General features: G+C 55.2%; 13 protein-coding genes. 4 read left to right on the top strand and 9 right to left on the bottom strand.

All coding sequences use genetic code 11. The annotated features are described in order from the left end of the window. Window positions 1-114: 114 nt before the first annotated feature. From ACN0RL_RS16730 to ACN0RL_RS16715, 4 genes are all read right to left on the bottom strand, one after another. The gene (locus ACN0RL_RS16730) at window positions 115-1,299 is read right to left on the bottom strand and encodes an acetyl-CoA C-acyltransferase (RefSeq protein ID WP_417518874.1); all 1,185 of its coding nucleotides are present in this window, start codon (window positions 1,297-1,299) and stop codon (window positions 115-117) included. Window positions 1,300-1,516: 217 nt separating this feature from the next. Beyond that, complete coding sequence (locus ACN0RL_RS16725) at window positions 1,517-3,610, bottom strand: 3-hydroxyacyl-CoA dehydrogenase NAD-binding domain-containing protein (protein ID WP_417518872.1); 2,094 nt, start codon at window positions 3,608-3,610, stop codon at window positions 1,517-1,519. Window positions 3,611-3,791: 181 nt separating this feature from the next. Then, on the bottom strand, window positions 3,792-4,619 hold the full coding sequence (locus ACN0RL_RS16720) for an IclR family transcriptional regulator (RefSeq protein WP_417518870.1): 828 nt from the start codon (window positions 4,617-4,619) through the stop codon (window positions 3,792-3,794). A gap of 243 nt (window positions 4,620-4,862) precedes the next feature. Further along, window positions 4,863-6,224 carry a hypothetical protein gene (locus ACN0RL_RS16715; protein ID WP_417518868.1) on the bottom strand — a complete coding sequence of 454 codons (1,362 nt, stop codon included), beginning with the start codon at window positions 6,222-6,224 and terminating at the stop codon, window positions 4,863-4,865. 192 nt (window positions 6,225-6,416) lie between these two features. On the opposite strand from ACN0RL_RS16715, the gene ACN0RL_RS16710 reads away from it, so the two are divergent. The 4 genes from ACN0RL_RS16710 (at window position 6,417) to ACN0RL_RS16695 (ending at window position 10,840) form a co-directional block, all read left to right on the top strand. After that, window positions 6,417-7,586: an acyl-CoA dehydrogenase gene (locus tag ACN0RL_RS16710; RefSeq protein WP_417518866.1), complete on the top strand. Its 1,170-nt coding sequence runs from the start codon at window positions 6,417-6,419 to the stop codon at window positions 7,584-7,586. 31 nt (window positions 7,587-7,617) lie between these two features. After that, window positions 7,618-8,814 carry an acyl-CoA dehydrogenase family protein gene (locus tag ACN0RL_RS16705; RefSeq protein ID WP_417518864.1) on the top strand — a complete coding sequence of 399 codons (1,197 nt, stop codon included), beginning with the start codon at window positions 7,618-7,620 and terminating at the stop codon, window positions 8,812-8,814. 10 nt (window positions 8,815-8,824) lie between these two features. Continuing rightward, complete coding sequence (locus ACN0RL_RS16700) at window positions 8,825-9,967, top strand: acyl-CoA dehydrogenase family protein (RefSeq protein WP_417518862.1); 1,143 nt, start codon at window positions 8,825-8,827, stop codon at window positions 9,965-9,967. Between the two features lie 111 nt (window positions 9,968-10,078). After that, a complete protein-coding gene (locus tag ACN0RL_RS16695; protein ID WP_417518860.1) occupies window positions 10,079-10,840 on the top strand; it encodes a class II aldolase/adducin family protein in 762 nt (253 codons plus the stop codon). A 41-nt stretch (window positions 10,841-10,881) separates the two neighbouring features. Here the strand turns inward: ACN0RL_RS16695 and ACN0RL_RS16690 are convergent, their stop codons facing one another. The 5 genes from ACN0RL_RS16690 to ACN0RL_RS16670 form a co-directional block, all read right to left on the bottom strand. Continuing rightward, window positions 10,882-11,817, bottom strand: a complete 936-nt coding sequence (locus tag ACN0RL_RS16690; protein ID WP_417518858.1) for a ketopantoate reductase family protein — start codon at window positions 11,815-11,817, stop codon at window positions 10,882-10,884. Next, on the bottom strand, window positions 11,814-13,484 hold the full coding sequence (locus ACN0RL_RS16685; RefSeq protein WP_417518856.1) for a long-chain fatty acid--CoA ligase: 1,671 nt from the start codon (window positions 13,482-13,484) through the stop codon (window positions 11,814-11,816). The genes ACN0RL_RS16690 and ACN0RL_RS16685 overlap by 4 nt, the downstream gene beginning before the upstream one ends. A gap of 25 nt (window positions 13,485-13,509) precedes the next feature. Beyond that, complete coding sequence (gene surE, locus ACN0RL_RS16680) at window positions 13,510-14,289, bottom strand: 5'/3'-nucleotidase SurE (protein ID WP_417518854.1); 780 nt, start codon at window positions 14,287-14,289, stop codon at window positions 13,510-13,512. Beyond that, window positions 14,286-15,350, bottom strand: a complete 1,065-nt coding sequence (locus ACN0RL_RS16675; protein ID WP_417518852.1) for a phosphotransferase — start codon at window positions 15,348-15,350, stop codon at window positions 14,286-14,288. The genes surE and ACN0RL_RS16675 overlap by 4 nt, the downstream gene beginning before the upstream one ends. A 167-nt stretch (window positions 15,351-15,517) precedes the next feature. Further along, the gene (locus ACN0RL_RS16670) at window positions 15,518-16,285 is read right to left on the bottom strand and encodes an SDR family NAD(P)-dependent oxidoreductase (RefSeq protein WP_417518850.1); all 768 of its coding nucleotides are present in this window, start codon (window positions 16,283-16,285) and stop codon (window positions 15,518-15,520) included. Window positions 16,286-16,449 lie beyond the last annotated feature (164 nt).

The following is a 16,449-nucleotide window of genomic DNA, read 5'->3' as shown; positions in this document are numbered from 1 at the left end:
CGGTGCTGGACGCGGGGTGGGGTGCCTTTTCTGGCGGGAAAAAGATGTCTGAGCACAGCGAGTTGTTTTTCCCAGAAGAAAAGGCACCCCACCCCGGGGCCGGCTCAACGCCAGTTATACGACCTCAAACAGTCCCGCTGCACCTTGGCCGCCACCGATGCACATGGTGACTACAACGTACTTGGCACCGCGGCGTTTGCCTTCAATCAGGGCATGGCCTGCCAGGCGGGAGCCGGTTACGCCGTAGGGGTGACCGATGGAAATGGAACCGCCGTTTACGTTAAGTTTTTCCATGGGAATCCCCAGGCGATCACGGCAGTAAACCACTTGCGACGCAAAGGCTTCGTTCAGTTCCCACAGATCAATGTCATCCATGGTCAGGCCGTTGCGTTCCAACAGACGCGGAATGGCGAACACCGGGCCAATACCCATCTCATCAGGCTCGCACCCTGCTACCGCAAAGCCACGGAAGATACCCATGGGCTCAATATTGTGCTTCTCAGCGTAAGTGCTGTTCATCACCGTGCAAACAGACGCGCCGTCAGACAACTGGCTGGCATTACCCGCCGTCACAAAATTGCCCTCGCCGCGCACCGCGTTCAAGCTCTGCAGACCTTCAAGCGTCGTGTTCGGACGATTGCACTCATCACGTGTGAGAGTGACGTCTTTCTTACTGACCTCACCCGTTTCCTTGTCCTTCACCATCATCGTCGCATCGAAAGGCACAATCTCATCGTCAAACTTGCCTGCTTCCTGAGCCGCCGCCGTGCGCTGCTGGGAGATAAGCGCGTATTCATCCTGAGACTCACGGCTGACGTTGTAACGCTGAGCAACGATATCCGCCGTTTCAATCATCGACATATACAGCTCGGGCTTGTTCTTCATCAACCACTCATTGGTCGCATGAAAACTGTTCAGCTTATCGTTCTGCACCAAAGAAATAGATTCAACACCACCCGCCACCATCGCAGGCACCTTCTCGGAAACCACACGCTGCGCTGCGATAGCAATCGACTGCAAACCGGAACTGCAAAAACGGTTAATCGACAGCCCCGCCGTGGTCACCGGCAAACCCGCACGAATAGCCGCCAAACGAGCCATGTTCTTGCCCTGGGAACCCTCGTGGAACGTCGCCCCCAGAATCACATCCTCAACAATCGCCGGATCAATGCCCGCACGGGCAACCGCGTGTTTAATCACATGCCCTGCAAGATCCACACTGTGGGTAGCGTTCAAAGCACCACGGTAAGACTTCCCAAGACCGGTACGAGCAGTAGAAACAATAAGCGCGTCTGACATAAAAATTGCCTCGAAATAAAAAGTGAAGTGCCAACCCTCAACAGAATACGGCAAGGATCAAAATGCCCCAGCCAAGCCGGCTTGGTGCGGGTTGTCTTTTCTGCCGGAAAAAAATGTCTGAGCGCAGCGAGTTGTTTTTTCCAGAAGAAAAGACAACCCGCGCCGAGCCAGCCCCCAAGGTCAATCAATCAGAGGCCAGCTCGAAACTAAAGCAATCTCACAAGTCGCCAAACTTCCGACCATCAGCAACCAACTGCTTCAGAAGCGAAGCAGGCTCCCACTGATCCCCGCCAACCGAAGCGTGATACTTCTCCACCGCAGCCAGAATCACATCCAGCCCAACCTGATCCGCCCAGAACATAGGCCCACCACGATAAGCCGGGAAGCCATAGCCATAAATCCAGACCACATCAATATCCAGAGACCGGTCAGCAATACCCTCCTCCAGAATCTTCGCCGCCTCATTCACCATCACATACATGCAGCGCTCAAGAATCTCCTGATCCGAAATCTCACGGGAAGCAATACCCTGCTCCTTGCGGAAATCCTCAATAATCCGCTCCACCTCAGGATCCGGAATCGGCGCCCGGCTGCCTTCTTCGTACTTGTAAACGCCCGCCATAGTCTTCTGGCCCAGGCGACCTTGTTCAGCCAGCTTGTCCATCCAGCTGGGCGCGACATCTTCACCAGAGTTACGCAACTCTTCACGGATGCGATAACCCACATCAATACCCGCCAGATCCGACATGGCAAACTGACCCATGGGATAACCCAGATCCGTCAGCACCTTGTCGACCTGCTGTGGTGTAGCACCTTCGTTAACCAGCGCCATAGCCTCAGTGCCGCGCTTGTGCAGCATGCGGTTACCCACGAAACCGTGGCAGTTGCCCACCAACACACCTACTTTCTTGATCTTCTTGGCAACAGCCATCACGGTGGCTTTCACCTCATCAGACGTCTTGCTACCGCGAACGTTCTCGAGCAATCGCATCACGTTGGCCGGGCTGAAGAAGTGCATACCCACAACGTCTTCCGGGCGCTTGGTCGCAGAGGCGATTTCATCAATATCGAGCGTAGACGTATTGGAGGCCAGAATGGCTCCGGGCTTGCACACGCCGTCCAGCTTGCCGAAAATCTCTTTTTTGACCGCCATGTTTTCAAACACAGCTTCAATCACCAGGTCTACATTCTTGAAGTCGTCATAGTTCAGGCTGCCGGTAATCAGAGCCATCCGGTCTTCCACCTGCTTCTCGGTGATACGGCCCTTTTTCGCAGAGTTTTCGTAGTTCTTGCGGATAATGCCCAGCCCTTTATCCAGAGCTTCCTGCTTCATTTCCACGATGGTGACAGGAATACCGACGTTGGCGAAGTTCATGGCGATGCCACCGCCCATGGTGCCTGCGCCAATGATGCCAACGCTGTTCACATCACGTACCGGCGTGTCCTTCGACAACCCTTTGACTTTCGACACTTCACGTTCGGCAAAAAACGAGTGGATCTGGCCCGCCCGCTGAGGCGAGTTCATGCATTCCACAAACAGCTCGCGCTCGCGCTTCATACCTTCCGGGAACGGCAGGTTAAAGGCCGCCTCAACGGCGTCCACACACTTGAACGGAGAAAACTGACCACGGGCCGTCTTTTTCAACGTGGCACGGAACTGCTCAAACACGTCGCTGCCCTTATCCGCCGCAATCTTGTCTGTCAGATCACGAACCCGGCGCACCGGCTTGCCCTCATCTGCAATTTTCTGTGCATAGGCCATACCTGCCGCTTTCACGTCTTTGCCATCGTCAACGGCATCGACAATGCCGAAGGTCAGCGCATCTTTGGCTGCTATAAACTGGCCTGTTGTAATCATCTCCAGCGCTTTCTGTGCGCCAGCCAGACGCGGCAAGCGTTGAGTGCCGCCGGCACCGGGCAACAGGCCCAGTTTTACTTCCGGCAGACCCACTTTGGCGCTGCTCAGCGCAACCCGGTAATGGCAACCAAGAGCTGTCTCCAGCCCGCCGCCCAGCGCCGTGCCGTGGATCGCGGCAACAAGGGGTTTGTCGCTGTTCTCGAACTGCTCAACGACCGCAGGCAAGCCAGGATCCTGCATGGGCTTGCCAAATTCACGGATATCGGCACCTGCAATAAAGGTACGGCCTTCACACACCAGCAAAAGCACCTTGGCGCCCGAATCTTTCTGGCCCTGCTCAAGCGCGGCAACCAGGCCTGAACGCACCGCATGGCTGAGGGCATTAACCGGCGGGTAATCCACTGTAATCACGCCAATATTGCCTTCACGACTGTAAGTTACGACCTCAGACATATTCTCTCCCTCGCTTTATATGAAATGTAGTTTTAACAAGCGAAACATGCATACGATTTAATACAAGTTCTCTCCGGGTTTCAACCACCATTTAAAACCGGGCAAAAAAAACCGCAGGACGAATCCTGCGGTTTTATAGAGCCCGGAGTTGTCCCGGCAAGCACTGCGTCCTGAAACCGGGCTAAACGCCAAGCGACTCAATGTCACTGGCCAGCATCGCCAGCTGATGAGCAATAGACTCGCGTAGCTTTTCAGCCGGAACCAGGTAGGACGGTGCAGCACAGGTCAGTGCCATAGTCGTGCCGTCCTGCAAATGAACGGGAACACCCGCGGAGTTGATGTTGCGATCCCACTCGCCGAGTGACAGGCAGAAACCATATTTTTTGTAGTCTTCCATGGCGCGATCCAGGCCCTCTTTTTTCTCAGGCCAGGCTTCCGGGCCATATTTTAACGCCATGGCATCATCAATTACCTTTCGTCCTTTGTCTGAAATTGCACAATAATAGGCCCGGCCCGCCGACGTTGTGGCCATCGGTAATTTGAGACCGATATCCATGCGCAGCAGAGAGGCTTCGGGCGGCAGACGATTTTCCACATAAATCATATGCAGGCGATCACGGCAGGTCAGGCCGATAGACATATTATTCTGCCGCGCGAACTCATCCATATAGGGTTTTGCCAACTGACGGACTTTCAGGTTGGAGACATACGCATAACCCAACGCCAGCACGCCGGAGCTGAGCTGATATTTCTCCAGCTGGGTGTTGTAACTCAGATACCCCAATTTGGTCAGAGTATAGGTCATGCGGGATACGGTGGGTTTGGGGAGGTTGGTAATCCGGGCAATATCCTGGTTACCGAGAATCACCGAGCCCTGACTGAAGGCCCGCAACACATCCAGACCACGGGACAGCGCCTCGACGAACTTTCGATCCTTCTCCGGCTTCACCGGTTCGCCGTCACCAGATGCAGCCATCAGCTCCGGTGAAGTGGTTTTTGCTTTTGGCATAATGTGGCGTCCTCCAACAACGTCGCCAGCTCCAATGTTCCGGGCTATGAATTCCGTGTATATAAAGTATGAAGCATTTTAATCGTTGATGAATGCAAGTACCACAAACTCAGTTCAAAACCCGCATTAAAAAATGAAACATTCATGTTGATGGCTGCATTCGGAGCCCGAAAAACAGGATCCCCGGGGCAGTAATTGGTATAACGTTCTGCCAGACAGAATAAAGGACGCGCGAAAGCGCTCTTACTGAATTGCTGGCAAGACAAGGATCTCGAAAGCCAGAAGCGCCAGCAGAAGCGGCACTGCAATCAATACAAACACACCGTTCCAGCGAAAAGCGACAACCCATCGCGGCACCTGGCCAAACCGGGAAAGTAGCATGACAGACGGGCCAAAAGGCGACAGCATCATCGCCAGGGAAAAGCCGATAACCAAGGCTACGGATATCAGTATCGGATCCATGCCCTCGGCTATCAGTTGCGGCAGCAGGCCTGCCTGAACGCTTAAGACCGTAATCGGAATAATGCCGATGGTCGATAACAGCGGCAGGCTCAGCATACCGGCCACGGCAAGTATCCACATTCCTCCCGCTGAGCTCACAAGACCTCTCAACGCATCCTCTGGAATCACGCTGGAAATTGATACGCCAAGAATCGCTGACGCGGCAAAAATCGCCATTTCATTATTCATGGTTGAAATCTGAGTTGCGCTTTCCTTGAATACAACCCCCGGGGACCTCTCCTGCCAGATCATATAAAGAAGCGTAACGGATGGGACAGCCATCATGGCGGCGACGGATACCTTGAAATCCGTTAAAGCGACGATAACCGCCATTATGACAAATACGGTCAAAACCAGCCCCAGCAGCCGCAAGGTACCCGGAGGCCACTGATCCAGAGCCACACGCTCGCTACTGACCTGTCGGAAACGGCGCTGTTCCAGCAACCAGCCAACTGCAATCAGAACTCCGGAGGCCGCAAGGCCGAACGGCAAGAGCATAAACCAACTCAACTGAGGCAGCTCCCGGGTCAGTATGGCCACAGCGACACTCGTGGGAGCCACCAGAGGAACAAGCGCAAAACCACGCAGCGCGCTGATCAGAACACTGCGCAACCATTGCAAACGGGACTCGCCGGTAATCCCACGCTCTCGCAGGGTTTCCGAAAGACTGCCACAAAGCAGATTCATCATGCCGAAACTCAGAACAGAGGCGATGCCGCAGCTGACCAGAGCGTATTTAGGGTATAACCAGACCGCGCGACCACCCAGCAGGACGTCGTGAATCCTGCGCAGTACTTCAAAGCGCCTGACCAGACATTGCATCATCCCGAGGCTGCCAAGAAATGCGGCGTAAAACGCTGCATCAGAAGACGCTTTGAGCAACCTGTCCATACCCAGTTGCCCGCGCACCAGAAACCACGCCGTAACTGCCAGAGAAATCAGCAACAGAATGCGGGAGTACGACTGCAGTCGGCCACCTGCCCACAGAAAACAGAAAATGAACAACACGCCTGCGATTGCACTGAGATGAGTGCTGGAAAAACCTATAGCCATCAGCTCAACCAGAACCGCAACAGGTAACAGCCAGCGATCCGCAGTATTCATGCCTGCACTGCCCTTATCAGGATCACGCCGACAGAGATGGTCTCTGCTTGCATTTCACACACACCCGGATTAGTCTTTTGCAAAGTCAATACAAAACTCAGTTTCGCTTAATGAAACTATGCTAGCACAAATGACAAAGCAGCCCGGAATCTTTTATCTCCGGGTGCTCTTTCTTTACTGAGGAGAAACAACATGGCTTCTGCACCTTGGGATGACCTTCTGCAGTTTGACAAACAACTGGATGAAACCGAGCGCCAGGTTCGGGACAGCATTCGCAGTTTCTGTGATCAGCGCCTTATGCCGGGCATCACCGAGGCCAATCGCCATGAAAAGTTCGATCGCACTATCTTCAACGACATGGGTGACCTGGGCATGCTTGGTGCCACCCTGCCGGAAGAATATGGCGGCCCGGGCCTGAACCACGTTTGTTACGGTCTGATCGCCCGCGAGGTAGAACGTGTCGATTCTGCCTATCGTTCCGCCCTGAGCGTTCAATCCTCACTGGTCATCCACCCGATACATGCGTATGGCCAGGAAGCTCTGAAGAAGCGCATTCTGCCCAAGCTGGCCTCTGGCGAAATGGTGGGCTGTTTCGGCCTGACCGAGCCCAACCACGGCTCGGATCCGGCAGGCATGGAAACCCGCGCCACGAAAGTAGACGGCGGCTACCTGCTGAGCGGTTCCAAAACCTGGATTACCAACTCCCCCATCGCTGATATTTTTGTGGTGTGGGCCAAGCTGGATGGCAAGGTGAACGGATTTGTTATCGAGCGCGCAGGCGCCAAAGGCCTGGACACTCCGAAGATTGAAGGCAAGTTCTCACTGCGTGCTTCCGACACAGGATCCATTTTTATGGATGAGGTGTTTGTTCCGGAAGAGAACAAGCTGGACGTAGAAGGCCTTAAGGGCCCCTTCAGCTGCCTTAACAAGGCCCGCTTTGGTATTAGCTGGGGTTCATTGGGTGCTGCTGAATTCTGCTGGCACGCCGCTCGTAATTACACCCTTGAGCGCAAGCAGTTCGGCAAACCGCTGGCCGCTAACCAGTTGATTCAGAAAAAGCTCGTGGATATGCAGACCGAAATAACTCTGGGCCTGCAAGCCGCGTTGCAACTGGGCCGCATGATGGATAACGGCGACGCCACTCCGGACGCGATTTCTCTGCTCAAACGCAACAACTGTGGCAAGTCCCTGGACATCGCCCGGGTTTCCCGCGACATGCATGGCGGCAACGGTATCTCCGACGAATACCATGTAATCCGTCATGTCATGAATCTCGAAGCTGTAAATACCTATGAAGGCACTCATGACGTTCACGCCCTGATTCTTGGCCGTGGCCAGACGGGAATCGCAGCGTTTAGCTGATACCAAAAAGCCCAACACGACGAGGCTAATCATGAACATGAACTACACCGCCGAGGAGCTCGCTTTCCGCAATGAAGTGAGAGCGTTCCTGGATGAGAAACTTCCGGCAGATATTGCTGCCAAGGTGAAGGGTTTCCGTCACCTCTCCAAAGAAGACCACCAGCGCTGGCAGCAGATTCTCTGCAAGCAAGGCTGGTACGCCACGCACTGGCCGGAAGAGTATGGCGGCGTGAAATGGACACCGGTCCAGAAGCACATCTGGGATGAAGAATCCTGCCGCTACGGCGTGCCCCGTTCTGTCCCGTTCGGCGTGAACATGGTGGCGCCGGTTATCATCAGGTTCGGTAACGAAGAACAGAAGCAGACCTATCTGCCCCGCATCCTCAGCGGTGAAGACTGGTGGTGCCAGGGCTATTCCGAGCCGGGCGCCGGTTCTGATCTGGCCTCCCTCAAGACCCGGGCCGTCAGGCAGGGCGACCACTACATTGTAAGTGGCCAGAAAACCTGGACCACCCTTGGCCAGCACGCCAACATGATTTTCTGTCTGGTGCGCACCAACACCGAGGTGAAAGCTCAGGAAGGCATTTCCTTCCTGCTGATCGACATGAATACGCCAGGCATTACCGTGCGCCCGATCATTACGCTTGACGGCGAGCATGAGGTGAACGAAGTCTTCTTCGAAGATGTAAAAGTGCCGGTCGAAAACCTGGTGGGTGAGGAAGACAAAGGCTGGACCTACGCAAAATTCCTGCTGACCTACGAGCGCACAGGGCTGGCCGGCATTGGCCTGTCCAAAGCTGCACTGTCTCACCTGAAAGCTCTGGCCTCACGCCGCATCAAGAATGGCCGACCGCTGATTGAGGACACAACATTCAGCCAGCGTATCGCCAAGGTTGAGATCGACCTGATGGCCGCAGGAATAAGCAACCTGCGGATTATTGCATCGGTTGAAGGCGGCGGCATGCCAGGTGCGGAAAGCTCCATGCTGAAGGTAAAAGGCACAGAGATTCGACAGGCCATTAACGACCTGGCACGCAGAGCCATCGGGCCCTATGCCATTCCGTTTGTGGAAGAGGAGCTGAACCTCGATTACGACGGCGAGTTCCTGTCAGACGAGAACGCTGCACCCCTGTCAGCTCAGTATTTCAACAACCGCAAGCTCTCGATTTTCGGCGGATCCAATGAGATCCAGAAAAATATCGTGTCGAAAATGATTCTCGGGCTTTAAGGAGGCGACCATGGATTTCCGACTCAACGAAGAGCAGCAAATGCTGCAGGACACCGTGGCCCGCCTTGTGCGCGGTGAATACAGTTTTGAAAAACGCCTGGAATACAGCGAAACCGATGCCGGTTTCAGCGTGGATTTCTGGAAGCAGCTCAGCGGGCTGGGTCTGACAGCCGTGCCCTTCCCGGAAGAGCTGGGTGGCTTCGGTGGTGGCGGTGTAGAAGTGCAGTCGGTCATGACCGAACTGGGGCGCGGTCTGTGCCTGGAGCCGTACCTGCAGTCTGTCATTTTCGCCGGAGGCCTTATCAGCCAGGCTGGAAACGATAGCCAGAAAGAAGCCTGGTTAGGTGGTATCGCCGGCGGCGAACTGCAAGCTGCCGTTGCGCTTCAGGAGCCCCAGAGCTTTTACAATCTGAACGATGTAGAGACCCGAGCCGAGAAGAAAGGCAGCGGTTACCTGCTCAACGGTCGCAAGGCTGTGGTCATTGGCGGGCATTGCGCTGACGTTATTCTGGTGTCAGCGCGCACTTCCGGTGAATCCTGCGATGCAGACGGAATCAGCCTGTTTGCACTGAAGGCAGATACCGCCGGAATTGAGCGCCGGGTTTATCCAACCATTGACGGTGCTAAAGGCTGCGACCTTACCCTGAGCAACGTTCAGGTAAGTGCCGATTCCCTGCTGGGCGAAGAAGGCAAGGCCGCCGAGGTGATCGAGTATCAGGCCGGCCGCGCCATTGCGGCACTGTGTGCTGAAGCTATCGGGGTTATGGAAGTCGCTAACGAGCTGACTCTGGATTACCTCAAGCAGCGCAAACAGTTTGGCGTACCCATCGGCAAGTTTCAGGTACTGCAACATCGCATGGTCGACATGATGTCGGAACTGGAGCAGGCTCGCTCCATGGCGACTCTGGCCGCCAGCGTGGCTGATGAAGAGCAGAGTGATGAGCGCCGTCGCGTGCTATCTGCGGCGAAAAACGTTATCGGCCGTAGCGGGCAGTTCATTTCGGAACAGGGTATACAGTCCCACGGTGGTATTGGCATGACATGGGAATACAACTTTGCCCATTACGCCAAGCGCCTGATCATGATCAACCACCAACTGGGCGATGATGATTTTCATCTGGAGCGCTACGCATCTCTTTTGCAGGCAAGCTAAACTCGTTGGTCGGTGAGCCTGAGACCTCTGACTGATCAGAAAGAGGTCTTCTTCAGGGGGTGGCTTGCCACTCCCTTTTTTATGCGCAATGAAAAACAAGGTGAACAACGCATGACAACAAACACCTCAAGTACTGAAAAAAATGCCCTGAGAGAGGCAGAATGGCAGGTACGTAGCCAGCTTGCTGCGGCCTATCGTCTTGTCGCCCTGTTTGGGTGGGATGACCTGGTGTTCACCCACCTTTCCGCCCGGGTGCCTGGCCCTGAACATCATTTCCTGATTAACCCCTATGGCTTGCTGTTCCACGAGATCACGGCCTCCTCGCTGGTGAAAGTGGACAGAGACGGGCAAGTGGTCGAATCCGGCGGCCTTGGCCGGGTGAACCCTGCCGGCTTTACCATCCACAGCGCCGTGCACATGGGGCGCGATGATGCCGGTGCCGTTATGCACTTGCATGCCCCCGATGGCGTGGCAGTTTCCGCCCACAGGGACGGCTTGCTGCCCCTGAGCCAGACGGCCATGCTATGCCTCGCGCACCTGAGTTACCACGATTATGAAGGCGTGGCCCTGAACCTGGATGAGCGCGAGCGCCTGATACGGGATCTGGGTGACAAGTCCATGATGATGCTGCGCAATCATGGTGTTCTGACCGCCGGTAAAGACGTACCGGAAACCTTTACATACCTGTACTTCCTGATGAAAGCCTGCGAGATACAGGTCAAGGCACAGAGTTGTGGCCCGGTATATATGCCCTCGGAGCAAGCCATTCGGACAACTGCCGATCAGTCACAAGCCCTGGGCAGCGCAGCGGCGCTAACCTGGCCGGCACTGCTGAGATTGCTCGACAGCAAAAACCCCGGCTACGCAGTGTAAGACAGGCTTTCTGCTGAGAGGCGCGTAGTCTCAGGAAATTTTTATACCCGCCCTTCCAGGGCTGCGCGCATTTTCAGAGTTACCAGTACCGTATTCAGGTGAGGCACTGCAATGCCATGGTGCCTCGCCAAGGCCACCACGTTGCCCAACACAGCCTCCCGTTCAATCGGGCGGTCATTGAGATAATCCAGAGCCATACTGTTCTTGTAGGCTGGCATTTTCCGCGTGCCTTCGATGTTCTGCTCGATTAATGCTTCATCCATTGGATAACCTTCGGCCGCAGCCACGGCCATGACCTCACGCATCATGGCCCCGATCAGCTCCTCACCGCCCGCAGTGTCCAGAATGGTTCGGGTATCTGCGCCGTTAGCAATAACAGACAAGGGGTTGAACGGTGTATTCCAGAGACACTTACGCCAGCGTTCACCCACCACACGCTCAGTCAGGTCAACCTTGATACCGCCCTCTATGAACAGCTGAGACAATATCCGGCAGCTCTGATCAATGCCTTCCGGGTAGCTCCCCATCACGAGCTTGCCGTAAGCTTTATGCTCGACAACACCGGATTCTGTGCGGCTCACGGCAATGAAGGCGAGGCAACTTATAAGAGAATTATCCGGGTAGGCATCGGCCAGCTCTTTCTCGATATCCAGGCCGTTTTCAATCAGCACCAGACGGGTTTTCTCGCCCATCCAGGACGCGATCAGTGCAACCCGGTCCACACCGGGCAAAACCTTCACGCACAGGATAAGAAAGTCCGGAGATTCCTCTGGCAAGTCACCATCACGATATACATGATCCGGCTCGTAGGACAAATCTCCGAGCGGGCTTGTGATGCGAACACCCTGAGCTCTCACCGCTTCATAGTCTGAGCGCAATACCGTGCTCACCGAGCAACCGGCTTTCTTCAGAATAGCACCGTAGAAACTGCCTATAGCGCCGGCGCCAACAATCAGAATGCTGGGTTTGTCGTTCATGATTTCTCCGTTCCTTTCCATTCTTCATCCTGAAGCGCACGCCACATCAACTTACCCGTGGGGGACTTTGGCAGGGCAGTCACAAATTCAACAATGGTAGGTACTTTATAAACAGCCATCTGCTCCTTGCACCAACCTGTAATGTCCTCAACGCTGGTGCTGCCTTCTGCCTCAGGTGTCAGCACGATGCAAGCTTTCACCGTTTCACCCCGTTTGGGATCCGGCGCCGAGATAATGCACACCTCATGAATGTCAGGGTGCCGGTACATAAGGCCCTCCACTTCCGATGGCCACACTTTATAGCCCGATGCGTTGATCATTCGCTTGAGGCGATCGACCATGAAGAAGTAACCCTCTTCGTCGTAATAGGCGAGATCACCCGTACGGAAGAAGCGCTTGCCGTCGATTTCGATAAACGCTGCATCGGTTTCGGCAGGTCGGTTCCAGTAGCCGATGGTTACCTGCGGGCCACAGGAAACGATCTCACCGGTTTCACCCGGGCCTTTTTCTTCCAGGGTATCGACATCAATAATCCGGCTGTCCACATCAAACACCGGAATACCCAGACACTGGGCTTTGGGCTTCGCGTTGGGATTGATATGGGTTGCTGCCATGGTTTCTGACAGGCCATAGCCCTCGATGTAGTTCAGGCCCGTCAGCTTTTTCAGCTTCTCCGCAACGGCGACCGGCATGGCGGCGCCTCCGCCACCAATCATATTCAGGCTGGAGAGATCGTATTTTCCAATATCCGGATTGGAAAGAAAGTCCACAGCCATGGTAACTATGTTGGTCCAGCCGGTGACCTTGTAACGCTCAATGAGTCGTGATGCAGTGGTACGATCCCAGCGCGTCATAATCACGGATGTGGACCCGGCGAAAATCGGTCCGTTCATGGAGCCGGTCATGCCGGTTACATGGAAAAACGGCAAAGTGGCCAACTGCACGCTGTCTGAGGTACTCAGGTTCCAGAACACACGGTGGACGGCCGTTGCCATCACCGAGCGATGAGTGTGCATACAGCCTTTTGGTGCACCGGTTGTGCCCGAGCTATAGGGAATCACCGCCAGATCTTCCGGCCCAGCCGTGTGTTCTTGAGGACTATGGCCTGCCGCCATGGCGCTTTCCCAGCTCACCAGACCCGGAACTTCGCCTGACCATGCCGGGCTTGCCACTTCTGCCGGCAGGTCCAGGTCGGTGCCAGGCTTGATATAAGTGTTATATGAAGCCACCACGACCTGCTCCAGGTCGGTGCTTTCCAGCATAGGTGCAATGTATTCAGCCAGCTCCTGGCCCGCCAGGCAGACAGCTGAACGGGTATCCGCAATGAAGTGTTCGAGTTCTGCGGCCCGGTTCATGGGGTTAACCGGAATCACCACCGCATCCGCTCGCAGAATCGCATAATAAGAAATCACATACTGCGGCGAGTTCTGCATGTACAACAGCACCCGATCACCCTTTTTCACACCTTGTGCCTGCAGATACCCTGCCATGGCCTCCACTTCCGCCAGCAACCGACGGTATGTGATGGGCGCGTCATAGAAAATAATGGCGGTGTGGTCGGGATACCGCAGGGCCGAGATTTCCAGATTGGTAAAAACACTGGTTTTTGGCAGAGTCATGGTCTTGGGCAACTCTTTCGGCCAGACCGCATAATGACGTGTGAACATAATTGTTGTTCTCTCCAGATGTAAATCAGCCTGCCAGCATTGCGGACAGATCAAACTCTTTGGTAGCCCCGGGCAAGGTGCCCTGGTGCCGCAGGGGTGTAATGGCAACCGCCTTGTCTCTCAGCACCGCCACATCGGAATCCGGTGCTACGATATGCCGGGAGCTGCGATCAAAGCCCAGCCACCAATAAGGCAGGCTTCGGGAATCCTGGCCTGCTTGCAGGCGGGCTTGCTGAATGGAACCGCTTGACTGCTTACACCAACGCGCAGAAACAATGTCGCCAGCCTCACAGGCAGGAAAATTCACGTTCCAGGCAAGTGCTTCACCCGGCTGCCAAAGTTTACGAATGATCCCTTCGCCCAATTGCTCAACCGGTGCCCAGTCGATTCCTTCCCGAGACAGAAAAGCCTGGCTCAGAGCAATAGCGGGGATATTCATGTGCTGAGCACTGAGCACCGCGCCAACCGTGCCCGAATACTGCACCGAGTCGCTGATGTTGGCACCGCAATTGACACCAGACAACACCAGATCCGGAGGCGCTTCGCCAAACCACTGGGCCAGGGAGTAGAGCACGCAGTCCGCTGGTGTGCCTGAAACCGCGTAGCGTTTATCTCCGGTTTCATACACCCGTAATGGATGGTGTATCGAGATACTCTGGCCGGCGCCGCTGCGATCGTGCTCAGGTGCAACAATCCAGACCTCTTCCGCCAGATTGCGGGCAATTTTTTCCAGCCGCGCCAATCCCGGGGCGTTGATGCCGTCATCGTTGGTAATAAGAATGCGCCGAACCATGGGAGCCGTCATATCCGCTCTCCTGCACTGGCAATTGCCCAGCCGGTTTCGGCCAACATGCTCGCCCGTTTACCCACTTCCAGGGCATTGGCGTTGGCGGCGTTACCGTCGAGCGCCCGCTTGTAGATGCCCTGAAGGATAGACGCCAACCGGAACAGCGAAAACGCGAGATACACATGCCAGTCTGCAATGCTTTCACGGCCGGTTTTCGCGCAGTAGCGGGCGATGGTTGCCTGCTCATCCGGTATACCCAATGCTTCAAGGTCTTCTCCCAGAAGTCCGCGCATTCCGGGCAGATCGGATGGCAGGTGGTATGGCAGGCAATAGTAGGCCAGATCCGCCAGCGGGTGCCCCAGGGTGGAAAGTTCCCAGTCCAGAATGGCAATAACCTCCGGCTTGTCCGGCGCCAGCATCAGGTTTCCGAAACGGTAGTCACCGTGCGCGATGGCGCACTCGTCAGTCGAAGGCAGGTTTTCGGGCAGCCAGGCCATCAGTTTGTCCATGGCTGGCATGTCGTCGGTTTTGGCGGCCAAATACTGTTTGCTCCAGCGCGAAACCTGTCGTGCTACGTAACCCTCTGGCCGCCCGTAGTCGCCAAGGCCAACGGCGTTCACATCAACAGCGTGCAGCTTTGCCAGTGTATCGATAGCGGAGTAATGCGCTGACAGCCTCTCCTGACGATCCAGCTCTCGCAATGCAGAATGGCTGACGATGCGGCCCTCCAGATAGTCCATCACATAGAAAGGCGTGCCAATAATGTCACTACTCTCACAAAGTACCCGAACGTTCGGGACTGGCACCTCGGTGTGCTCCGACAACGCACGCATCACCTTGTATTCACGTTCCACCATATGGGCGGAAGGAAGGGTTTTCCCGGGTGGTTTTTTGCGCAGAACATAACGCCCACTGTCGGCGTCCAACAAATACGTGGGATTGGACTGACCGCCCTGGAATTGTTTTACCTCCAAGCGGTTACCGAAATCCGGCATGGCTTGCTGGAGCCAGGAAAGGAGCCTAACTTCATCGAATTTGTGGGCTGGGAGGACGGTTACCAGCTCTGGGGTTATGCTCATTTTTTGTTGCCTTAAGTGATCGGGTGGCGGCCTTTGTTTTGGGGGCAGCGGTCTGCGGGCGGTGACGCTTTTCTTTCGGAAAAAACAACTCGCTGCGCTCAGACATTTTTTTCCTGCAAAAAAGCGTCACCACCCACAGCCCTTGGCAGAACTCGGTGCTTACTCGATTAACAAATCGTTTCGCCGCCGTCGGCTACGATGGTTTGGCCGGTTATGTAGGCACTGGCTTTGGTTGACAGAAAAACTGCCAGGCCGGCGATGTCTACCGGGTCACCAATGCGGCGCAAAGGGGTTTTGTCTTCAGCACGTTTAACACGGACGGGGTCTTCCCAAAGCGCTTTGGCGAAATCGGTTTTGATCAGGCCGGGGGCGATGCTGTTGATGCGTATGCCTTTCGGGCCCCATTCCACAGCCAGGTTTCTCGCCAGTGCAGCTTCTGCGGCCTTGGATACACCGTAGGTTCCGATGGTGGTGTTACCGCGGATTCCCGCAATGCTGGACAGCAACACCACGGCACCTTCACCTTTTTCGGCCATCTGCGGCAGCACCATGTTGGTGAGCCAAAAGGTGCCCTTCACGTTGGTGTCCATGATCTTGTCCCAGGCCTCGTCGGTCATTTCAGATGTCGGGCCATAAACGGGGTTGGTGGCTGCGTTGCATACGAGCACGTCGATAGTGCCCCAGGCTTCGTTGGTTTTGTTTACCAGGTTCTGGAGGTCGTCTTTTTTACCGACGTGGCAGGGTATAGCCATGGCCTCATAGCCCTGCGATTTCAGCTCATTCGCAACCTGTTCACAGGCGTCGGCTTTGCGGCTGGAGATAACAACTTTCGCTCCCAGCCGGGCCATTTCTTCAGCAATTGAACGGCCGATACCTTTGGTCGAACCAGTGATCAGAGCAACTTTTCCAGTCATGTCGAACAGCGCGTTATTCATACTCGGACCTCATTCACAAAACTTAAGAAACGAGCGGGGAGGTACCTGACGGGACTGTGCAAAACATGGATGTTTTGCTCAAGCCTACAAGGACGTATTCACGGCGTGTCCCGGCAGGTACCTCCCCGCTCGTTCATGCACCCGACATAGCGGGCCGATGAATC

The organism is Marinobacter sp., assembly GCF_048259445.1.
In the GTDB taxonomy this organism is placed as follows: domain Bacteria; phylum Pseudomonadota; class Gammaproteobacteria; order Pseudomonadales; family Oleiphilaceae; genus Marinobacter.
Note: the sequence above shows the minus strand (reverse complement) of the source record. Positions and strands in the feature narration are given on the sequence as shown.